We start from the raw sequence: 21,620 nt of genomic DNA, 5'->3' as shown, positions 1-21,620 counted from the left end.
TCATCGGTAGGTCAGCACCAGGCCGTGCATCACCTGCGACCAGCCATCGAGCACGACAAACAGCAGCAACTTGAACGGAACCGCGATGGTGGTCGGGGAGACCTGGGACAACCCCATCGCCAGCAGCACGTTGGCGATCACGAGGTCCACGATCACGAAAGCGAGGTAGAGCAGGAACCCGATGCGAAACGCCTCCGTCAGCTCGGTCAGCAAGAAGGCGGGCGCGAGCACCATCAGGTCATCCTGGTGCAGGCTCTTGGAGCGCTCGGGCGGCCAGATCGCCTGGGCAGACTTCACGAAGAAGGCTTTTTCGGCGGGTTGCGCATGCTTGATGAGGAACTGGCGGAACGGTTCGCGTGCAGCACCAGCGGCCGCCAGCATCTGCTGCGCGGTCGATGCCTCGGTGCTCAGGGGCGAGGTCTGCATGCGCTCGGTCGCTTCCATCACGACCGGCGCCATGACGTACACCGAGATGATGATCGCGATGCCGTTGAGCACCATGTTGGGCGGCACCTGCTGCACCCCCAGCGCGTTTCGCAGCAGGCCGAGCACCACCACCACCTTGGTGTAGGACGTGACCACCATCGCTGCGAACGGCAGCACGGCCAAGGTGACCAGGCCGAGGAACAGCGAGATGGGATCGAGGCCGGAGGTCCCCAGCATGATCAGGCTCCCCGTCCGCCGGCCGGGCGCAGGCCCATGCGGCCGATGCGGACACCGAGGCGCTCGCCCACGACCACCAGTTGTCCCGTACCCACCACCTGGCCGAAGCAGACGAGACGGACGGTCGCCTCGCGCACCGGCACGTCGAGTTCGATCACGGAACCTTCGCCGAAGGCGGCCAGTTCATCGAGGCTCACCCGGGCCGAGTCGATCTCGAACGCGACGGGGACGCTGAGGTCGGCGATGCCGTCCAGGGCGGGCTGCGCGGCGTCGGTGTCGTCTTCGATGAGGCGGGGTTGTTCGGTCAGCGTGGCAGTCGAGGCGTCGATGTCGACCGTCGTGGTGGCTTGCATGGTGATTCCCAATCCAAACGACAAACGGGAACGCAGGTGCTTGGCACCCGCGTGCGATTCGCCCGCGACGACGATGTCGCCCGGTGCGAGTGAATTCAGGTTGGCGAGGGTCAGGTCGCGCACGAACAGGCTCAGGCTGGCGGGGATGCGCAGCCGGCGAAAGTGCCCCGGGTTGGCCCTGACGGCACGCCGCATCGTGTGCGCCAGGTGGCTGGCCATGCCTTCGTCCAGGGAGGTCAGCCCCACGCGGACATCGCCGTGGCGCAGTTCGATGTGGCGGCCGCCGGGCGAGCGCATGCCCAGGCGTTGCACCGACAGGCCCGGTATCGCCTTGTCGAGTGCCGACAACGGCGCCGCCAGGATCGCTTCGGCGACGCCACGGACCAGCGCCTGGTCGGACAGGCGGGCCACCATCTCCAGCGCGGGCCATGCCGCGGCGTCCCCACACAACTCGAGCAGGCCCTGGTCGTTGGTCAGGGTGATCGCCACGCCCGCAGGTTGCTCGCCGTATGCGATGCGGGTGCCAGAGGCGCCGAGCAAGGCGTCGATCCAGACCGGGAAGCGGCGGTCGAAGGCCATGCGCGCCAACCGTCCCTGTGCGGGGCTCAGGGTGTCCAGCCGGGCCGCAACGGGCTCCGGAGACTTTGCTGTTGTAGGGGCCGCGCGATTCACGGTGTCACTCCAGATCGATGTCGATGTTGTGCGGCATGGAAGGCAGTTGCTCGAGCAGGGCCTGCAACTGGCTGCGATGACGTGAGATTAGGGTTGCCGAGTGCTCCGAGACGGTTCGGAACCGAAGCGTCATCGCATAAGGCGAAAGGCTGAGCGCCAGTTCGCTGTCGGGCAGAACCTTCGGGTCCATGGGCACCGTGACCGACCACGTCTGGAACGCCGGATCGGCTCTCGCACACAACCATTCGACCTGCCGGGCGGCCTCCAGCAGCCAGGCCGGTGTGCCGTCGGCCCGCTTGATCGCGCTCACGGCGCCGATGCCGCCCCGGGCCGTTTCCTGGTCGCGGTCGCGATCGTGCGCCGGTTCGCCCGCCGGCGGGGCCGGGACCGTGAAAAACCTGGCCGGAAGCGGGATCGGGATCGACGGCGGCGGGAGGTCGTCGGACCCCGCTTCGGGAGGCTGTGAATCGTCCGGCGGCTCGGCCGGCTCCTCCGAGGCCGAGTCCCTCGTGGGGGCATCGTCCTGCGACAGCAGGTCGTTCCATGGCAAGGTGGGATTGAACGCCGGGACGGGCATCGCGGCGAGGACCTCCATGAGCGCCTCGCCCGCCGGGGCCTCTCGAGGTGACGGTTCGGTGCGTGGCAGGCCGAGGTTGCGCCGGAACCGGTCGTGGGCGCCGAGGCCCTGGTTGGCGGGGCGGTCGGGCGTGCGGACCTGCGGTCCGCGGTCGCCCGGTCGATCGAGGCGACGGGGCCCGTTCACGAGACCCGGCCGATCGGCCGCAGTTCAATCTGGCTGCCCAATTCCTGGAACGAGTAGACGCGCAGCCATTCGAGCCGGCCCTCGATCATCTTCTTGACGTAGCGGCGGATGTCCATCGAGGTGACGAGCGCGACGCCTGCCTGGTTCTTCTCGCCCGCCACCTTGGCGATGCGGCCAGTGAGGTCGCGGGCGTCTTCCGGCGACATGGCCAGGTAGTTGCCGGCGGGCGTGGGCTTGATGCAGCCGCGGATGGCCTGCTCGATGGCAGGGTCCAGCAGGATCGCCGACAGGTGGCGCTGGCCCCCGGAGGCCTCGTACGCGAGGAAGCGCCCGAGGTCGGAGCGCACGTATTCCGTGAGCAGGAGCAGGTCCTTCTCCTTCGGTCCCCACGTGATCAGGCTTTCGAAGATGCTGCGGATGTTCCGGATCGGCACTTGCTCTTCCAGCAGGCGCCGCAGCACCTCGGCCATGCGCTGCAATGGCATGATCTTCTGGACCTCGGCGACCAGGCCCGGGTAGTCCACCGTGGTGCGTTCGATCACCCACTGCACCTCTTGCACGCCCATGAACAAGTGCGCGTGGCGCTGGAGCACGTTGAACACTTCGCGGGCGATCACTTGTTCCACATCCAGGCACACGCCGTCGCGCTTGGGTTCAGGCACCGCTTCAGGCGGCACCCAGAGCGACTCGGTGGAACCCAGTGCCGGTCCGTGGCGCTGCGCGCCGGCGGCGAGCGGCGATGCGGGATCCGTGAGCATCAGCAGGCGGCCGGGGAGCACGGGTTCGGCCGCCGGCACGTCGTTGATGAGAACCTCGTAGCGCAGGCCCTGGAGATCGCTCGTGACCCACATGGCCGCGCCGGGGAAGGGCAAGCCCAGCTTGGCCTGCAGTACCTGCCGCTCCTTGTCCAGTGCGCCGTTCAGCCGGTCTGCGTGGACGAGGGCACCGAGCTCCGACGACAGGCGGATCGACAGCGGCTTGGCCGCTTCCGGTGGTTTCTGCAGGATCGACGGTGCATCGCCCTTGCTGCCTTCGCGCAGCAGCGCGGGCAGCGGCTTGGACAGCGAGGAGCCGCCGCCGGTCGCCCGGCGCTTCGCCAGCATGTGGCCTCCGCCGGCGAGCAGCGCGGCGAGCAAGGCGAAGGGCACGGCCGGAAAACCCGGCACCGCGGCGAAGCCCAGTGTCAGTCCGGCCGCCAGGTACATGGCGCGCGGATTGCGCGTCAGTTGCTCGCCCATGTCCTGGCCCAGCGAGGTCGGCGTCTTCTTCTGCTCGTCGGCAACGCGCGTGGTGATGATGCCCGCGGCCATGCAGATGAAGAGCGCGGGGATCTGCGACACCATGGCGTCGCCGATGGACAGCACCGCGAACCGGTTGGCGGCCTCGCCGGCTGTCATGCCGTGGTACATCACGCCCACCACGATGCCGGCGAGGATGTTGACGAGCGTGATGATCAGGCCCGCGATGGAGTCGCCCTTGACGAACTTCATCGCGCCGTCCATGCCCCCGTGCATCTGGCTCTCCATGGCCAGGTGTGCGCGCTTGCGCTTGGCCTCGTCGGCCGTCAGCAGGCCTGCACGCAGGTCGGCGTCGATGCTCATCTGCTTGCCGGGCAGCGCGTCCAGGGTGAAGCGCGCTCCCACTTCGGCCACGCGTTCCGAGCCCTTGGCGATCACGATGAACTGCACGATCGTGATCACCATGAACACCACGATGCCCACGACCAGGTTGCCGCCGACGACGAGCTGTCCGAAGCTCTCGATCAGGTGGCCGGCGTCGGCGTGCAGCAAGATCGCCTTGGTCGACGCGATGTTCAGCGCGAGCCGGAACAGCGTGGTGAACAGGAGCAGCGAGGGAAACGTCGACAGCGAGACCGCGTCCGGAATGAACAGCGTCGTCATCAGCAGCAGCACGCTGATGCTCAGGTTCACCGCCAGCAGCGCGTCGATCAACGGCGTGGGCAGCGGCAGGATCATCAACGCGATCACGCCGACGATGAAGAACGCCATCGTCACGTCGTTGGCGAGCGAGGGATTCATTCGGAATTTCATGATGGAGGCCCGTTTGGGTGAATGTCGACGGAGGGCAGGGGGGGTCAGTGCTTGCCGCCGAGTTGATCGAGTTCCCCGACCCAGCGCAGCACTACCGCCACCGCGTCGAAGAGTTCCTCGGGGATCGGCTGGTCGAGCGGCAGCTTGTGCAGTGCCCGGGCGAGTGGCGGGTTGCCGATGATGGGAACCCGGTGCGTCTTGGCCAGTTCGCGGATGACGGCGGCGGCTTCGTCCATGCCCTTGGCCACGATCACCGGGACCGGCGATTCGGCCTCGTTGTAACGCAGCGCCACGGCGTAGTGCGTCGGATTGGTGACCACCACCGTGGCACCCGGCACCCGTTTCTCCGGCGCGTTCATGACCATTTCCTGCTGCATGGACTTGAGGTGTCCCTTGAGGTGCGGGTCACCTTCGCTTTCCTTGTGTTCCCGCTTGATGTCGTCCTTGCTCATGCGCTGGTCGCGCATGAACTGCCATCGCTGCAAACCGAAGTCGACCGGGCCCACGACGACGAAAACCACGCAGGCGCCCGCGAGCAACTTGAGCATGGCGTGCCAGGCCACCATGCCGGTGCCGTGCGGCGTGAGGTAGGCCGAACCCACCAGCAACGGGATCAACCCGCTCACGAGGGACCAGATCACGCAGCCGAGCGCCACGGCCTTGACGATCGACTTCGCCAGTTCGATCAGCGAGCGAACCGAGAAGATCTTCTTCAGACCGGAAGCCGGGTTCAGCTTGTCGAACTTGGGTGTGATGGGCTCGAACGTGATGTTCAGGCCGATCTGGGCGAACAGCGCTAGCACGGCCACCAGTACGGTGGCGCATACCAGCGGCAGTGCGGCGTACATGCCGTTCATCACCATCTCGGTCACCACCGCGTACACCTCCTGGTTGGTGCTGGCCTGCATGCCGCGGCGCAGTGCCAGCGTCACCACGTTCGACACGCGATCGTTCATCGATTCGCCGGCGCCTGTCAGCACCAGCAGCGAGACGATCAGCACCATCGCCGCGACGATGTCCTGGCTCTTCGGGCTTTCGCCCTTCTTGCGTGCCTTCTCCAGCTTCTGGTCTGTTGGCTCTTCGGTTTTCTCGGACATCGGTCACGCCCCTTGTGGATGGCCTGGTTCACGGCACTGTTCGGGCCTTGCCGCAATCTAGTGGCGAACCGGCGACCACCATCGCGTCCATGCGAAGTGCGTACCCCGTAGCGCGAAGTGGTCGGGCGGCGCGGGTGGCTTCGCGGGGTCGCACGGAACTTCGCGTCGAGGGGGCGGCCCTGCGGCCGTGGCGCTTTAGGCTGCGCAGGAGTTTCGGACAGGCCTTCGTCCGGGCAGCAACCGCATGGAGCGCAGATGAGCGTGATCAAAGGCCTGCGCACCCTCGTGCGCCTGAAAGCGCGGCGGGTCGAGCAGTACGAGGAAGCACTTCGTGAAAGCAAGCTGAGCCTTCAGCAGGCGCGCGAGGCGCTCGAGGAGGTTCGTGCGCAGGAAACGGCGCAGCGCGATGCCGAGCATGGCGTGCGTGACAACCTGGCGTTCACCACCGCGCAGTCCCACGGCTTTCACGGCAGCGACGTGGTCACGCTGCAGTTGTTGCTGGCCGAGGCGGCGCAGCGCACCACCGAAGCCGTCAAGGAAACCCAGCGGGCGGAGGGCCGGGTCGAGGCGGCGCAGCAACACGTCGCCGAATGCGATTCGGCCCTCAAGCGCGGCAAGGAACAACTCGAGCGTACCGAGCAGCGCCTGCAGGATGCCATCGCCGATCGCGAGCGCGCCCAGGAAGACAGCCAGGACGAAGAGGCCGAGGAAACCGCGGTGGCGCGCATGCTGGCCCGCTCCCGGGCGACTGCCGCCGCCCGGTGCGCCGAGGCAGGAGCTTGACGATGGACTTCCAGATGAACGATGGAGCCGCAGCGCTCTACGAACTCGCCCTGAACGCCAAGGCCCTGCTGGCGCTGGTGGCGGTGTGCACCGTTCGCATTTACGCCGCGATGCTGGTGCTGCCTGCCACCAACGACCAACTGATCACCGGCGCGGTGCGCAACGGAATGGCCGTTTCCTTCGGGGTGTTCGTTGCGTATGGACAGCCGGTGGATCTGGCCGCGAACCTGAACGTCATGCAACTGATGTCGATGGTGCTCAAGGAAGCCATGGTCGGGATGCTGATCGGCTTTGCCATGTCGACGATCTTCTGGATTGCCGAAGGGGTGGGCATGCTCATCGACAACCAGGCCGGGTTCAACAACGTGCAGCAGACCAACCCGCTCACCGGCCAGCAGAGCACGCCGGTGGGCAACCTGCTGGCGCAGCTGGCGATCAGCGGCTTCTACATGCTGGGCGGCATGATGGTTTTCGTGGGGCTGCTGTTCGATTCATTCCAGTGGTGGCCGTTGCTGGGCACGATGCCGGACTGGTTGCAACTGATGGAACGGTTCCTCCCCGGCGAGGTCACCAGCCTGGCTGAAACCACGCTGAAGATTGCGGGGCCGGTGCTAGTGACACTGGTCCTGATCGACCTGGGCATCGGCCTGCTGGGCAAGGCGGCCGAGAAGCTAGAACCCAACAGCCTGGGCCAGCCGATCAAGGGTGCCACGGCGATGTTGATGCTCGTGGTGCTCATTGCCGTGTTTTTCTCGCAAGTGCGTCCGGAACTGTCGCTGAAGCCCTTGGCCGCTCGCTTCGAGCGCATGGCCAAGAGCGCGCAAGGCCACTGACGCCTGGCCAAGCTTCATTCCTCTTCCTCTTCCTCTTCTTTCTCTACCACTTCATTCGAATCCCATCATGTCGACCAAGATCAGTCACAACCACACCGTCCGTCCGCCAATCAACAACGATCGGGTCGGGCAAGCCACGGATCAGTCGCAGTTGCAGCAGCAACTGGTGGCGCTGCTCGTGATGGCCGTGATGCAGCAGATCAAGGAGGCCATCTCGCAGGAGAAGAATGGCCAGAACAAGGTGGATGAACCGCAGGGCACTGAATGTGCGGGCGGCGCCGAGGGTGCCGGCAAGAGCAAGGGCAAGGGTGGCAACGGCATCGAGGGCATCCTCCAGCAGTTCCTCCAATTGCTCAAGCTGATCAGCCAGCTGATGGGCAAGGGTGGTGAGGACAGCAAGGCGAGCGGCCTGGCCGARCAACTGGCCGACATGCTGTCCCCGGACGGTCAGGACACGCTCGACGAGATGGGCACGGAGGGCGGCGGGTCCAAATCGGCGTCGCAGGATTTCGCGAGAGAAGGGTGGCGGTTCCGAAGACATGATGCAACAGCTCATCGGTGAAATCGCCAAGCTGTTTGTGGAGGCCCTGATGTCGGGGGACGCGGGCAAGCTCGACGAAATGGGCAAGACCGCCGGCGGCGGAAAGACCGGCGGCAGCGGTGAGGCAGGCGGCCTGTCGCAGCAGTTGGTCGGCGAGATCCTCAAGCAACTGCTCGAAGCCGTGCTGTCGGGCGATACCAGCAAGCTCGACAAGCTGGGCGAGACCGGTGAGACCGGTGAGACCGGCAATACGGGAGAGACCGGAGAGGCCGGTGGCAAGGATCCGATGCAACAGATGATCGCGGAGATCGCCAAGCAACTGGTCCAGGCGCTGTTGTCGGGTGGTGTGGGCAAGCAGGAGGAGACGAAACCGACGGAAGGCGCTGGCGGCGGCAAGGGCAAAGGTCTGTCGGAAGAGGATCTGAAGGCGCTGGTCAAGCAACTCGTCGAAGCGCTGCTGACGGGGGATACCAGCAAGCTGGAAGAGCTGGCTGGTGGCAAGGGTGCGGAAGGCACGGAAGGCACGGAAGGCACGGAAGGCACGGAAGGCACGGAGGGCACCAAGGGTCAGCAGGGCGGTATGTCCCAGATCGCCGATCTCATCAAGCAACTGGTCGAGGCGTTGCTCTCGAAGTTCCTCGGCAAGAAGGACGATTCGGACGAAGAGAACACGTCACCGAACAGCACGCAGCCGACCGGCACCCAGCCGACCAGTACCCAGCCGACCGGCAACAAGCCGAACCCCAACAGTCCCGCGCCGGAGACGGCCAAACCCACGACGGCGCCGTCGCCGGCACCGAGCGTGCCCGATGGCGTGGGCAACGAGACCGGTCCGATCAAGGCGGGCAAGCTGCCACCGATGAAGGGCGAGACGGTCGTCAACGAGACCATCGTCGTCAAGGCCGGCAAGGAGTTCGACGGCAAGGGCATGCACTTCAAGGCCGGTCCTGCGCTGGGCGATGGCGGCACGAGCGAAACGCAGAAGCCGGTCTTCATCCTGGAGCCTGGCGCGAAGCTCACGAACGTCCAGCTCTCGGGGGCTGACGGCGTGCACGTGATGGGGGACGCCACGCTCAAGGACGTCTGGTGGCGCGACGTGGGCGAGGATGCGATGACGAAGAAGGGGGCCGGTGACGTGAAGGTCATCGGTGGCGGTGCCTTCAATGCGCACGACAAGATCTTCCAGGTCAATGCCGGCGGATCCTTGTCCATCGAGGGATTCACGGCCGAGAACTTCGGGCGCGGCGTGGCGCAGAACGGGGGCACGACCTTCGCGCTGGATGTGTCGATCAAGAACTCGAACTACAAGAATGGTGACGAGTTGTTCCGCACCGACAGCCCGAACGCCAAGATCACCCTGAACAATGTGAACCTCGACAACGTCAACTACGACGCCCGCGGTCCGAAGGCGATGGAGGTCGTCGGCGGCAAGAAGGTCGGGTATCTCGACTGACCTTCCGCTCGGGCACCAGGGATGGCGCCGTTCCCCGGTTGCGGCCCGGGCGGACCTTGCCCTGCGGCCGCATCGTCCTGCGGTTCTGCGACGACCGGATCGTCCCTCGCGGGGTGACCGGTCGTCGGCGCTTCTCCCGTGCCATTTCGCCGGGATTCTTCTCGCCGTCCTTCCCCCTGAAACCCAAGCCGCCGATGCTGGCCGAACGGCTCGCGCGAATGGAAGTGGCGGGCGCGGGGTCCGGGAACAGATTCGCGCGATGACACGTTGCTTCGCGCACCTTGCCTCCGGCCGGGCGGGAGGCACCTAAGGTCACATGCATCGCCGCCGGGGCATCCGATCCGACGGCGTTGTGCGCAGTTCCCTCATCTTTTCCCACTAACAATTTGGAGCCCAGTATGTCGACCAAGATCAGTCACAACCACACCGTTCGTCCGCCGATCAACAACGATCGGGTCGGGCAAGCCACGGATCAGTCGCAGTTGCAGCAGCAACTGGTGGCGCTTCTCGTGATGGCCGTGATGCAGCAGATCAAGGAGGCCATCTCGCAGGAGAAGAATGGCCAGAACAAGGTGGATGAACCGCAGGGCACTGAATGTGCGGGCNCTCGTGATGGCCGTGATGCAGCAGATCAAGGAGGCCATCTCGCAGGAGAAGAATGGCCAGAACAAGGTGGATGAACCGCAGGGCACTGAATGTGCGGGCGGYGCCGAGGGTGCCGGCAAGAGCAAGGGCAAGGGTGGCAACGGCATCGAGGGCATCCTCCAGCAGTTCCTCCAATTGCTCAAGCTGATCAGCCAGCTGATGGGCAAGGGTGGTGAGGACAGCAAGGCGAGCGGCCTGGCCGARCAACTGGCCGACATGCTGTCCCCGGACGGTCAGGACACGCTCGACGAGATGGGCACGGAGGGCGGCGGGTCCAAATCGGCGTCGCAGGATTTCGCGAGCCAGTTCACCCAGCAGCTCCTCGATTCCCTGATGCCGGGCAAGACCGGCGCGACGGACGGATCGAAGAAGGGTGGCGGTTCCGAAGACATGATGCAACAGCTCATCGGTGAAATCGCCAAGCTGTTTGTGGAGGCCCTGATGTCGGGGGACGCGGGCAAGCTCGANGAAGGGTGGCGGTTCCGAAGACATGATGCAACAGCTCATCGGTGAAATCGCCAAGCTGTTTGTGGAGGCCCTGATGTCGGGGGACGCGGGCAAGCTCGATGAAATGGGCAAGACCGCCGGCGGCGGAAAGACCGGCGGCAGCGGTGAGGCAGGCGGCAGCGGTGAGGCAGGCGGGCTGTCGCAGCAGCTGGTCGGCGAGATCCTCAAGCAACTGCTCGAAGCCGTGCTGTCGGGCGATACCAGCAAGCTCGACAAGCTGGGCGAGACCGGTGAGACTGGCAAGACCGGAGAGACCGGCGAGACCGGCAATACGGGAGAGACCGGAGAGGCCGGTGGCAAAGATCCGATGCAACAGATGATCGCGGAGATCGCCAAGCAACTGGTCCAGGCGCTGTTGTCGGGTGGCGTGGGCAAGCAGGAGGAGACGAAGCCGGCGGAAGGCGCTGGCGGCGGCAAGGGCAAAGGTCTGTCGGAAGAGGATCTGAAGGCGCTGATCAAGCAACTCGTCGAAGCGCTGCTGACGGGGGATACCAGCAAGCTGGAAGAGCTGGTTGCTGGCAAGGGTGCCGAAGGCGCGGAAGGTAAGGAAGGCACCGAAGGCACCGAAGGCGCGGAAGGTACGGAAGGTACGGAAGGTACGGAAGGTACGGAAGGCACCAAGGGTCAGCAGGGCGGTATGTCCCAGATCGCCGATCTCATCAAGCAACTGGTCGAGGCGCTGCTCTCGAAGTTCCTCGGCAAGAAGGACGATTCGGACGAGGAGAACACGTCACCGAACAGCACGAAGCCGAGCGGCTCGCAACCGAGCGGCTCGCAGCCGAGCGGCTCGCAGCCGAGCGGCCCGCAACCGAGCGGCCCGCAGCCGAGCGGCCCGCAGCCGAGCGGCCCGCAACCGAGCGGCTCGCAGCCGAGCGGCCCGCAGCCGAGCGGCTCGCAGCCGAGCGGCACGGAGCCGAGCGGCAACAAGCCGAGCTCGAACGCCCCCGCGCCGGAGACGACCAAACCCACCACGGCGCCGGCACCGAGTTCGCCGACGAGCGGCGGCGAGGTTCCGAAACTCGAGGGCGGCAAGCTTCCTCCGCTCAAGGGTGAGACGGTCGTCAACCAGACCATCGTCGTCAAGGCCGGCGAGGAGTTCGACGGCAAGGGCATGCACTTCAAGGCGGGCGCCGCGTTGGGAGACGGCGGACAGGGCGAGGGCCAGAAGCCGGTCTTCCTGCTGGAACCTGGCGCGAAGATCAAGAACGTTCAACTCTCGGGCGCCGATGGCATCCATGCCAAGGGTGACGCGACCCTCAACAACGTGGTCTGGCGAGATGTGGGCGAAGACGCCTTCACACTGAAGGGACCGGGCAAGGTGGAGGTCAACGGCGGGGGCGCATTCAACGCCAACGACAAGATCTTCCAGCTCAACGCCGGCGGGTCGTTGAAGATCAACAACTTCACCGCCGACGGGTTCGGGAAGGCCGTTCGCACGAACGGCGGCAAGGAGTTCCCGATCGACATCACGGTGACCAACTCCACGTTCGACAATGGCAAGGAGGCCATCGTTCGCAGCGATGCGAAGCAGGCCAAGATCCATCTCGAGAACAACACGATCGGGAACACCCCTTACGACGTCATCGCGCCGAAGGAAGCCCAGGTCGAAGGTGCCAAGCAGCGTGGTTGGAAGGACTACGCGGGCTGATCGAACGGGCCCCGGGAGGGGCCTCGCCATGCCGACATGCCGGAGCGCCGTCATCGACGGGTGGTGTCGCTTCCACGACATGTCGCAGGACGCCCCGATTCGCTCGGGGCGTTTCCGTTTGTGGGCGTCCGGCACGGGCTGTTCCCTGGCCGCCGTTTCGCCCACCCAGTGAACGTTTCGCACGCGCGGTGGCCCGGTCACGGCAGGCCACTTATGGTGAGTGCGCCAGGTCGTTGTCAACGTCACTGCGCTTCCAGGTGGCCGAGTCACAGCCCGGTTCCTCAACCCCTGACTTATCGAAAGTAACTACTATGTCGCTCGGATCAATTTTAAGCCGCGTGCGTGACGCCAAGATCGCGCGGGTCGCCAAAGAACACGCGGCGAACGGCCCCGTGACCACGACCAAGGGCACCGGCCCCGACGCCAAGGTGCACCTGACCGAAGAGGGGAGCAAGCTGCTGGCCCTCCACAAGATCAAGCTGCCGGCCGACGCTCCCATCTCGGATCGAATGGCCAACCTCGTGAGCGACCTCGCCGAAGGCAAGCTCGACAAGGAATCGTCGCGCACGCTGGGCGCTCTTCGGATGCAGGACTTCCTCAAGCATTGAGCACGCGGCGGGTCCCTGAGGCCGGTGGCCTCGGGGACAGTCGCTGCCCAACTCGATGGTTCAGCCTGCGCTGCAGGGTATCCGCCCTTGTTGCCAGAAGAACAAGCCTGACTATGCCAATGGACACGAAATGAGCTTCCAGACAATGCTTCGCCGCCTGGACCAGGCCGCTTTTCTGAATGGGTGGAAGACGCTGGCCGAACATGCGATCGTGGAGCATCTGCTCGATGATGGCGCTGCGGTGATTGCAGGCATTCGGGCCCTGAAACCCGAGATGCACGACCTCACCTTGCTCGAAGGCAGGCTGGCGGCCAAGCGCGGTGACTACCGGGAGGCCATCCAGCTGTTGGGGGACCTGGAGTCGAGCCCGACCCATTGGAGCCTGGCCAAGGCCTGGATCGCATCGTGCCAGTACCTGGCGGGCGACGCCGATTGGGAAATCAAGGTGAACGAAGTCCTGTTGCGCGACGATGCCTGCGCGAAAGGTCGGCGGTTTGCGCAATGCCTCCGGGATGCCGAGCTCCCAGGCACAGGCTTGGATCAGTTCGAGTCCGAAGCAACCGCCACGTCAACCATTTCGCCGTCCCACACGGCCGATCTCGGCTATGGGTTCTTCATGCGGGCGTGATCCTGTTGTCTGTTGGGCAGCGCGTTGCTGCATGGCCGGGCGGGCACGTCAGGCCCTCGAGCTGGCGTTTGCCGGGCCGAGCGCGCCATCGTTGGTCGAGCCGTTGCCTCGTGCGTCGGCGGTTGTGAACCTGTTCTGAGCCGCCCCGCGCCCTGTTGAGGCCGCCGCTTGGCATGAATCAGGCTTGAAGGGCAGTCCTTGCCCTCGCTCGACTCATCTGTATTTGCCGCGTCACATCGCGGCGGTGTCTACCGACCTTACACATGACTACACGTGGCTACACGTGACTGCACATGGTCATCGATTGATCATGATCGGCCGGGAACGGGCGACTAGCATCCACCCACCACGATCAAGTGCCGTGACCCGCTCCTATCGCGTTCACATCAGGCGGTCTTGCCATCAGGTGAGCGAGCTTGTTCTGGTGCTCCACCGCTCTTTGCAGTATCGACAACTTCAACGACTACGCCGCATTCGGCTTGGAGAAAGATACCGTGAAAGAACTGGCATCGAAGGCTCTTGTTGTCACCTTGACGTGCAGCGCTGCAACGCTGTCTCGCTACCTGCGCCGGTTGACCGTGCTGAGCGCCCTGGTGGCCCTGGCCGCCTGCGGCGGCGCGGACAAGGCAACGCCCGTGCAGGCCGACTCCGCGACACGGAACACCACGGCCGATGGCGCCCCGCCCGCTGCGGCCGTGCCACAAGCCGTTGCTGCGGCGATGGTTGTGAACGGGCCGCAGATCGCGATGGAAAACAGGTCGTTCAGCTTCTCCGGAACCAAGTCGGTGATGTATGGCGCCGATGGCAAGTACCTCGTTGCCAACGTGACCAGCCAGGGCACGTGTTCGAACGCATTCTTCGGGAGTGACCCCGCCCCGGGGATCGCCAAGGCCTGCTACGCGGATCTGGGCTGGCCGCAGATCGCGACGGAGAACCTTCCGCTCAACTTCTCCGGAGGCAAGACGGTCATGTACGGCGCCGACGGCAAGTACTACCTGGCCACGTTGACCAGTCCGGGCGCCTGCTCGAATGCATTTTTCGGGGGCGACCCTGCTCCGGGCGCCATCAAGGCCTGCCATGCGGATCTGGGCTGGCCTCGGATCGCTACGGAGGGCCAGTCGCTGAGCTACTCCGGCAGCAAGACGGTGCTGTACGGCGCCAACAGCAAGTACGTGCTGGGCACCCTGACCAATCAGGGAACCTGCTCGAGTGCATTCTTCGGCAGTGACCCTGTCCCGGGTGTCGTCAAGGCCTGCTATGCCGACGTGAGCGGCACGCAGGTCGCGACGGAGAACAACCCGTTCAGCGTCTCCGGAACAAGGACGGTGATGTACGGCGCCAACGGCAAGTTCGTCCTGGCCACGGTGACCAATCAAGGGACCTGTTCAAGTGCGTTCTTCGGGGCCGACCCGGCCCCGGGTACCGTCAAGGCCTGCCATGTGGTGGAGGATGGCGCGACGTCGACACCTGCTCCGGGCTCGCCCTCTACCGCGCGCATCGCACGGATCGATGTGGCGCAGTCGCATGTGTTCCCGAGCACTGACAGTGCGCTGGTGCTGGTGTCGGGCAAATCGGCGCTGGTGCGCGTGAACGCGACCACCACCAACACGAACGAGACCCAACCCACCGCAACGCTCCAGGTCGAGACATCCACCGGCCAACTCGTGCAGTCGATTGCGATGAGCGTGCCGGCCAACGCGCTGCCCACGGCCGTGCCGGATGCGCCTTCGTCGACGAACGCCTACACCGCCGTCATTCCCGCCGCGCTCGTCACGCAAGGCCTGCGCCTGACCGCCAAGCTGAGCAACGGCCAGACGTCGACCATCAACCCGCGCGTGGGCGGTGGCGCGGCGGTTACCCTGCTCGTCATGCCGGTGCAAATCGGCAGCACCGTGGGCCAGATCGCGAACGGTGCCGGCAGCTACGTCCAGGCCCGCATGCCGGCGGCCAGCGTCACAGTGCAAACCCGTGCGACGTATGTCTCCAAGACTGCCACTGCGATGCCCACGGACGAGTCGGCCTGGAACCAGATATTCAGCAACGTGCTGGCCGAACTCTACGACCTGCACATGCTCGAGGGTGCATCGAGCCGAACTTTCTACTACGGATTCATTCCCAAGCGCAGCTACGGCCTGGCCGGCCTGGGCTACATGCCAGGCCCGGCTTCGGTGGGGTTCGACATGCCCAGCAACCTGGGCGTGGTGCGCCAGACGCTGGCGCACGAACTCGGCCACAACTTCAGCCTGCCTCATGCGCCCTGCGGCAATGCCGGGAATCCCGACCCGCAGTATCCCTACGCCAATGGGCAGTTGGGTGCCGCCGGTCGCTACATCTGGGGCTACGACGCTTCGACGGGTGCGTACATCGATGCTCGAAGAACGGACCTGCACGACATGATGAGCTATTGCGGTGGTGACTCGTTCTCCGACTACAACTACCGCAGGATGCAGATCTACCTGACACCGGCCGACAAGATGGTGATCGCGGCCTCAGCCTCGGCGGAAGCGACCGGTCCGCAGGAACTGTTGCTGGTCAGCGGCAAGATCAACGGCGACAAGATCGAGCTGACGCCCTTGAAGTCGCTGCGTGGCGAGCCCCGCCTTCCTGAAGGCGGGATCTACACGCTGCGCATCATCAGCGCCCAGGGCACGGTCGACTACCCGTTCTCCCCGCGCCAGCTGGATCATGCACAGGCAGAGCAGCACTTCGGCTTCACCATTCCGCATCCTGGGGCGATCTACGGCATCTCGGTGCTGAAGGATGGCAAGGCGCTGCTGCAGAACGCAGTGAAGCCTGCCAACGGCGTGTCGGCAGCCCGTGAGAAGGTTGCTGCGTCGGTCAAGCCGCAGGTGCAGGTCACCGAACAGGGCGGCGTGCTGCGCCTGACCTGGGATGCAGCCTCGTACAAGTACTTGACGGTCACCCACGTGGGCGAGACGCGGACGACACTGGCGCAAGACCTGCAAGGCGGCACAGCCACGCTGTCCGGTGCGAACCTGCCGGCCGGCGGCAGCTTCGAGTTCAGCTTGTCCGATGGCCTGAACGCCGTGCGCATCGAAACCGCACGCTGAGCGAACCAAGGCAAACGGCCAGCCGCTCCACCGCACCCGGCCGGCAAAGCGCGCTGCGCTTTGCGTCTCGGGGGCACCGCACCTGGATCAATCCGTGAGCTGTGCCAGCGCGTCGATCGTGTTGTCGTAGTCCCAGAGGTCGGAGGTGGCCTGGTTCAGGAACCCGCGGATGGACTCCAGCTTGTCCATGGCCTCGTCCGCCAGCGGGTCGTTGCCGGGCTTGTACTCACCCATCTGGACCAGCGGTTCGATTTCGTCGTACTTGGCCATCAGCTGTCGGAGCTTGCCGTTGGCCTGTTGATGCGCCTTGGGAACGATCTGCGACATCACGCGGCTCAGGCTGCCGAGCACGTCGATGGCCGGGTACTGGTTGCGCGCCGCGATCTTGCGGGACAGGATCATGTGCCCGTCGAGAATCCCTCGCACTTCTTCCGCGATCGGGTCCCCGCCGCTTTCGTCTTCCGCCAGCACGGTGTACAGCGCCGTGATGGAGCCGCGGGCACCCATGCCGGCGCGCTCGAGCAGCCGCGGGATCTCGGCGAACACCGACGGCGGAAAGCCGCGCCGCGCCGGAGGCTCGCCCGCGGCCAGGCCGATCTCCCGCTGCGCGCGTGCGAAGCGGGTCAGCGAGTCCATCATCAGCAACACCTTGAGGCCCTGGTCGCGGTAGTACTCGGCCACGGCAGTGGCCACGTGGGCCGCCTTGGCGCGCTCGATCGACGAACGGTCGGAGGTGGCACAGACGACGACGGACCGGGCCATGCCGTGTTCGCCGAGGATGAGTTCCACGAACTCTCGCACTTCGCGGCCACGTTCGCCGATCAGCGCGATGACGCTGATGTCGCACGCGGTGCCACGTGCCAGCATGCCCATCAACGTGCTCTTGCCGACGCCGGCAGGTGCGAAGATGCCCATGCGCTGGCCCTCGCCGAGCGTGATGAGCCCGTCGATGACCTTGACGCCGGTGGACAGGGGGTGTTCGATCATCTCCCGCTCCATCGGCGTAGGCGGCAAGGCGAACACCGGCCGTGTCTCGGCGCAATGGATGGGCCCTTTGCCGTCGATGGGCTGGCCCAGGCTGTCGATCACCCGGCCGAGCAGTGCCGGCCCCACCGGGACCGACAGCACTTCGCCCAGGCCCACGACCGCAGAGCCGCCGCGCACCCCGAGGATCGAGCCGAACGGCGAAAGAATGCTCTGTCCGCCCGCGAAACCCACCACTTCGGCGGCCTGCAGCAAGCCGCCTTGATCGTCCAGGACCTGGCACAGCTCACCCAGCTTCGCGTCTAGGCCGGTCACCCGCATCAGGGTGCCGACCACTTCAACGACCTTGCCGCGGCGCCGGACCAGCGGCGCGGAGGACAGCTCCTGCTGCATCAGGCGTGTGATTCGGAGCGATTCACCCATGGGATTCCTCGAGTGTCTGGCCGGTGTGTTCATGATCGTCGGCCGCGAAGTCTTCGGACGGTTCGCCGTAGTTCTCGTCCGACTCGGGGTCGTCCAGGATCAGGCTCACCGCACGATCGAGTGCACCACGAAGGCCGGCGAGCTGGATGTCCAGGCTGGCGTCGAGCGTGCCGATCTCCGATTCGAAGAAGCAACTGCCGGGAGACAAGGCCGTGTCGGATTGGACTTCGACCACGAGGCCGTTCCGCTGCGAGGCCGATGGCCAACTGGCCACCGCGGAGCGGGCCGGGCCGAGGTCGGTATCGTTGACACGCAAGGTCACCGTGCCGGTACGCTGCAGCAGCGACTGAACCGTTTCCAGGGAGCGCCGGAAGAGCGCTTCGCGCGGTTCGGCGTGGACAACGCGCTCGGCCGCGAGGGCCACCAGTTCGGCAAGCTTGCGCTCGGGTGCATTCCGGCCTCCGGTCTGCGCGGCGAGCAACTCGGCGTGGCGTTGGTGCCATTCGGTGGCTGCCAGTTGCTGGCCCTCGGCATGGCCGCGCTCGAGCTCACCGCGAAACTGGGTCGATGCGTCTTCCATCAGGTGGGAGGCCTGCCGTTGCGCCTCGGACACGATGTTTTCGGCACGGCGTTGTGCCTTGTCGACGATCATGAGTGCTTCTTCGGCCGCGGCGGCCAGGATCGCATCGCGTTCCTTGCGGGCCAGGGCCAGGAGTTCTTCGGTGGCCATCACTGTGGCAACTTCGTGGGCCCGCACGATGCCGTTCGTGGCATTCAGGCCCGTGCAGTCGGGATCAAACCAAGTCAGCATGGCAAAGCTCCCTGGTACAGCGCATCCAGCGCGTCGAGGCGTTGCGCGGGTGGTGAGATCGCGGCCGGCACCAGCCGCCGCGGCGGTTCGTCCTCGTGCGAGGCGGGCAGGGCGAGACGGGCCATCCGGCGGAGGCTGCGGTGCGGCCAGGCGCGTTCGCGCACCAGTTCCCGGTAGCCGACCCACGCCCAGGCCAAGGGAGACCACGCCGCCACTTCAGGACGTACCGACGAGGCACCGTTCCCTCGCGCATTCAGTGCGGCATAGGCGGGACCCAGTTCGCGCTGCAGGGCCGTGCGGGCCTGGCGTTCGACACAGCAGCGCAGCACGCCAGGCCGGCCGAGCAGGGCCAGCGCGCACAACCGGGACAGCAGTTGTTGCCGGTCCAGCAGTGCGAGCGACCCCGCAGCCTCCGACAGTGCCGTCAGCGGCGGCAGCGGGTCGAAGCAGCGGCGGGCGAGCGCACGCGACAGGACAATGCTGCCGGTGCCGAGGCCGGCAACCGACATCCAGGGCGTCAGGCCCAGGGTGTTATGCCAGCTCGGGTCGACGTTGTCGGCGAGCGTTTCCATGCGACGCTGCATCGACCAGGCCAGGTCCGCGAGTTGACGGGCTTCGTTCACGCGGAGCTCCTCGCTTGTCCCAGGCCCTCGCCGGTCACTGCCGGCACGGCGGGCTCAGAGGATGCGGCCGACGCGGCGCCGGGCAGCTTGCGCCGCACCGCTTCCGGCAGCCAATGCGGGCGCTTCCAGGCAATCCATCCGCCTCCAGCCCCCAGCCCCAGCAGCAGAACGGCTGCCAGTGCCACCCACAGGCCCACGTTCGAGCCTGTGTCTTCCATGGTCGCCGCCGGTGCCATGCCGGGCACCAGGGTGACCGTCACGTTCTCGTACGAGAGGCCCTCGACACTGCGCGCGACCATGTTCTTGATGCTGGGCGTCAGGCCCGCGAGGTTGACCTGCTGCCGGTACTTCAGGAACACCGAGGCGCTCGCCGGCTTGACCATCGGCGCCAACGGGTCGTTGTTCGGCAGCACGATGTGAACGCGCGCCGTCACCACGCCGTCGATCTGCGACAACGTGGATTCCAGTTGCTGCGCCACGCCGTAGATGAACCGCACGCGCTCTTCGGTGGGCGTGGAGATCAGTCCGTCCTTCTTGAACATCTCGCCGAGGTTGACGTGCCGCTCGCGCGGCAGCCCGGCCGCTCGCAGCACGGCGAGCGAGCGCACCACGTGCTCCTGGTCGACCTGCACGTTCCATGTCTTGCCGGCGTCCAGGCTCGCCTTCTGTGTCGGGACGCCGCTCTCCAGCAGCGCGGAGACCATCTCGTTGGCGTCGGACTCGGTCTGCTTGGTGTAGAGATCGGTCTTGCAGGCGCTCAGCAGGAGCATGAGGGCCAGAGGCGCCAGCCATCGGAGGCGGGCGTGCGACTTGAGGAGAGGCAGGTGTCTCATGATCGGCTTACTGGTTGCGCATCAGTGTTTGCAGGCCGTTCTTGGTGCTCTGGGCGACTTGCACCAGGGCATTGAACTGGAACTGCGCTGAAGCGAGCCGAAGCGTGAAGTCGACCCGCCACGCGGCGAGATCGTCGTCGGACATCCCATCCATCTTGGCCTGGGCCATGTCATACGATTCGTGCTGAACCCGGCGCATCTGCTCGTCCTGTTTCATGAGCACTTCGACCATGGTCGATTTCTCCGCCGACTCGATCGGAGATGGTTCCGTGTTGCGGCGCATCAGGTCGGTGAACTTCTCGGCCATGGCCTGCGTCGGTGCCGGTCGGACCGATGCCTGTTCCAGGATGTCGATGGCGGAGATGGGGGCGATGGCGGAGGTGGTCATGGCGTTCGATGTGCTGAGGTTGAACGGATGCTTCGGCGTGCGGGCTCGAGATGTGGGGTCACGCGCGGAAGTGCATGAAGCCCGATTGAAACAATTCAGGCAGCGATGACAGGTAGGGCGTCGCTTCCTCGACGGGTTTGTCTTCCGTGCCTTCCATGCCGGGCAGTACTCTCACGATGGCGATTGCGTCGGGCGGGGCATCTCGCAGCACTTCGTTCGCGCCGGCCTCCCAACCCTGGTCACCCAGGTAGTACTGGCACGCGGCGATCATGGCTTTGGCAAGGTACCCGTGGGTTTTGCTCCCCTCGATGTTGCGGAGCACCTGGATGCATTCGCGGTACTGCTTGCGCTTGAACGCGATCCGGCCCTCGAACCAGTCGAGCTCCATCACTTTCGGTCGCAGGGTTCGCGCACCGCCCAGCACTGAAATTGCGTCGTCGAAGAAGTTCCGCTCAGTGGCGGCCTGGACCAAATCGATGAGGCACGCGACAAACGCCTTGCGATCAAGTTTCGGATTCATGGAGTGGGTTCCGTGGATGTGCTCGCGTTCGGGTGCGGACGCGCGGTTGAATCGGGTGCAAGTGCGAAGGCACTCATTTGAGGATGACTGACGGGCTCGGCGGCACTGATCTGCATGGCGAATGCCACGCAAGCCAAGGTAACGACAGCACCGAAGCGCAAGATGAGGGTGCCCATGAACTTGTGGAAATCGTTGTCCGGTGTGCGGGATGGCGCCGGGGTCGTGCACGGGGGTGAGCCCGTGCCTGACCCTGGCGGCAACGCATCAGAGCAGRCCCTTGGTCGACTCGGAGGCGTTCTTGCTGGCCTTGGCTTCCATTTCGGAAGCGGCCTGGATGCAGTTGGCCTTGGCTTGCCGCTTGTTGTTCTCGACGGCGTTTTCGGCCAGTGCGAGNCGACTCGGAGGCGTTCTTGCTGGCCTTGGCTTCCATTTCGGAAGCGGCCTGGATGCAGTTGGCCTTGGCTTGCCGCTTGTTGTTCTCGACGGCGTTTTCGGCCAGTGCGAGGCTGTTCTCGGAGGCTTGGGTCTGMAGTTTGATCAGGCGCTGGGTATCGCCGTCAGCTTTTCCGGTGCTCATGGTTCACTCCTGGTGAGGTGGTGCGGTTCTTTTGCGGGGTGGAGACCACACTGCGTGGTCTCCATGGGTTTGGCAGTCGGTCATCCCGGCTGCCGATTCGACGATCAGAGCAGACCCTTGGTCGACTCGGAGGCGTTCTTGCTGG

At 65.5% G+C, this 21,620-nt stretch carries 20 protein-coding genes and 1 pseudogene; 8 read left to right on the top strand and 13 right to left on the bottom strand.

Features of this window, described 5'->3' with window-relative positions:
* The 5 genes from sctR to sctU form a co-directional block, all read right to left on the bottom strand.
* The gene (sctR, locus tag ASC87_RS12765; RefSeq protein WP_056661980.1) at positions 1-663 is read right to left on the bottom strand and encodes a type III secretion system export apparatus subunit SctR; all 663 of its coding nucleotides are present in this window, start codon (positions 661-663) and stop codon (positions 1-3) included.
* Positions 664-665: 2 nt separating this feature from the next.
* Complete coding sequence (locus ASC87_RS12760; protein ID WP_056661977.1) at positions 666-1,595, bottom strand: FliM/FliN family flagellar motor switch protein; 930 nt, start codon at positions 1,593-1,595, stop codon at positions 666-668.
* Positions 1,596-1,692: 97 nt separating this feature from the next.
* A complete protein-coding gene (locus ASC87_RS12755) occupies positions 1,693-2,283 on the bottom strand; it encodes a type III secretion HpaP family protein (protein WP_157604014.1) in 591 nt (196 codons plus the stop codon).
* Between the two features lie 164 nt (positions 2,284-2,447).
* Positions 2,448-4,490 carry a type III secretion system export apparatus subunit SctV gene (sctV, locus tag ASC87_RS12750; protein WP_235582159.1) on the bottom strand — a complete coding sequence of 681 codons (2,043 nt, stop codon included), beginning with the start codon at positions 4,488-4,490 and terminating at the stop codon, positions 2,448-2,450.
* A gap of 56 nt (positions 4,491-4,546) precedes the next feature.
* Positions 4,547-5,599 (bottom strand): type III secretion system export apparatus subunit SctU, encoded by a 1,053-nt coding sequence (gene sctU, locus ASC87_RS12745; protein ID WP_056661968.1) that lies wholly within the window; start codon positions 5,597-5,599, stop codon positions 4,547-4,549.
* A 255-nt stretch (positions 5,600-5,854) separates the two neighbouring features.
* On the opposite strand from sctU, the gene ASC87_RS12740 reads away from it, so the two are divergent.
* The 4 genes from ASC87_RS12740 (at position 5,855) to ASC87_RS12725 (ending at position 9,209) form a co-directional block, all read left to right on the top strand.
* Positions 5,855-6,382 (top strand): hypothetical protein, encoded by a 528-nt coding sequence (locus ASC87_RS12740; protein ID WP_056661966.1) that lies wholly within the window; start codon positions 5,855-5,857, stop codon positions 6,380-6,382.
* 2 nt (positions 6,383-6,384) lie between these two features.
* Complete coding sequence (gene sctT, locus ASC87_RS33205; RefSeq protein WP_056661963.1) at positions 6,385-7,215, top strand: type III secretion system export apparatus subunit SctT; 831 nt, start codon at positions 6,385-6,387, stop codon at positions 7,213-7,215.
* Positions 7,216-7,282: 67 nt separating this feature from the next.
* Positions 7,283-7,777 (top strand): hypothetical protein, encoded by a 495-nt coding sequence (locus tag ASC87_RS33200; RefSeq protein ID WP_056661960.1) that lies wholly within the window; start codon positions 7,283-7,285, stop codon positions 7,775-7,777.
* On the top strand, positions 7,758-9,209 hold the full coding sequence (locus ASC87_RS12725; protein ID WP_157604013.1) for a pectate lyase: 1,452 nt from the start codon (positions 7,758-7,760) through the stop codon (positions 9,207-9,209). The genes ASC87_RS33200 and ASC87_RS12725 overlap by 20 nt, the downstream gene beginning before the upstream one ends.
* A 1,882-nt stretch (positions 9,210-11,091) precedes the next feature.
* Here ASC87_RS12725 and ASC87_RS33765 read toward each other — a convergent pair.
* Positions 11,092-11,478 carry a pentapeptide repeat-containing protein gene (locus ASC87_RS33765; RefSeq protein ID WP_369820761.1) on the bottom strand — a complete coding sequence of 129 codons (387 nt, stop codon included), beginning with the start codon at positions 11,476-11,478 and terminating at the stop codon, positions 11,092-11,094.
* On the opposite strand from ASC87_RS33765, the pseudogene ASC87_RS33760 reads away from it, so the two are divergent.
* From ASC87_RS33760 to ASC87_RS12700, 4 genes and pseudogenes are all read left to right on the top strand, one after another.
* A pseudogene (locus ASC87_RS33760) lies at positions 11,407-12,009 on the top strand (pectate lyase); the annotation flags it as partial. The gene ASC87_RS33765 and the pseudogene ASC87_RS33760 overlap by 72 nt on opposite strands.
* Before the next feature lie 392 nt (positions 12,010-12,401).
* Positions 12,402-12,617, top strand: coding sequence for a hypothetical protein (locus ASC87_RS12710; protein WP_157604009.1), 216 nt, complete (start codon positions 12,402-12,404; stop codon positions 12,615-12,617).
* A gap of 130 nt (positions 12,618-12,747) precedes the next feature.
* The gene (locus ASC87_RS12705; protein ID WP_162255155.1) at positions 12,748-13,245 is read left to right on the top strand and encodes an HrpB1 family type III secretion system apparatus protein; all 498 of its coding nucleotides are present in this window, start codon (positions 12,748-12,750) and stop codon (positions 13,243-13,245) included.
* A 494-nt stretch (positions 13,246-13,739) separates the two neighbouring features.
* A complete protein-coding gene (locus ASC87_RS12700) occupies positions 13,740-16,316 on the top strand; it encodes a M66 family metalloprotease (RefSeq protein ID WP_157604008.1) in 2,577 nt (858 codons plus the stop codon).
* A gap of 87 nt (positions 16,317-16,403) precedes the next feature.
* Here the strand turns inward: ASC87_RS12700 and sctN are convergent, their stop codons facing one another.
* From sctN to ASC87_RS33195, 7 genes are all read right to left on the bottom strand, one after another.
* Complete coding sequence (gene sctN / locus ASC87_RS12695) at positions 16,404-17,723, bottom strand: type III secretion system ATPase SctN (protein ID WP_157604007.1); 1,320 nt, start codon at positions 17,721-17,723, stop codon at positions 16,404-16,406.
* Complete coding sequence (gene sctL, locus ASC87_RS12690; protein ID WP_056661936.1) at positions 17,716-18,534, bottom strand: type III secretion system stator protein SctL; 819 nt, start codon at positions 18,532-18,534, stop codon at positions 17,716-17,718. The genes sctN and sctL overlap by 8 nt, the downstream gene beginning before the upstream one ends.
* Positions 18,528-19,157, bottom strand: a complete 630-nt coding sequence (locus ASC87_RS12685; RefSeq protein ID WP_056661933.1) for a type III secretion protein HrpB4 — start codon at positions 19,155-19,157, stop codon at positions 18,528-18,530. Before ASC87_RS12685 ends, sctL begins: the two co-directional genes overlap by 7 nt.
* The gene (gene sctJ / locus ASC87_RS12680) at positions 19,154-19,990 is read right to left on the bottom strand and encodes a type III secretion system inner membrane ring lipoprotein SctJ (protein ID WP_056661931.1); all 837 of its coding nucleotides are present in this window, start codon (positions 19,988-19,990) and stop codon (positions 19,154-19,156) included. Before sctJ ends, ASC87_RS12685 begins: the two co-directional genes overlap by 4 nt.
* Before the next feature lie 7 nt (positions 19,991-19,997).
* A complete protein-coding gene (locus tag ASC87_RS12675) occupies positions 19,998-20,378 on the bottom strand; it encodes a hypothetical protein (protein ID WP_056661928.1) in 381 nt (126 codons plus the stop codon).
* Between the two features lie 58 nt (positions 20,379-20,436).
* Positions 20,437-20,898, bottom strand: coding sequence for an HrpB1 family type III secretion system apparatus protein (locus ASC87_RS12670; RefSeq protein ID WP_056661926.1), 462 nt, complete (start codon positions 20,896-20,898; stop codon positions 20,437-20,439).
* Between the two features lie 394 nt (positions 20,899-21,292).
* Positions 21,293-21,475: hypothetical protein (locus ASC87_RS33195; protein WP_235582158.1), on the bottom strand; the 183-nt coding region annotated here is incomplete at its 3' end.
* Positions 21,476-21,620: the final 145 nt, after the last annotated feature.

This window comes from Rhizobacter sp. Root1221 (assembly GCF_001425785.1).
Classification (GTDB): domain Bacteria; phylum Pseudomonadota; class Gammaproteobacteria; order Burkholderiales; family Burkholderiaceae_C; genus Rhizobacter.
Note: the sequence above shows the minus strand (reverse complement) of the source record. Positions and strands in the feature narration are given on the sequence as shown.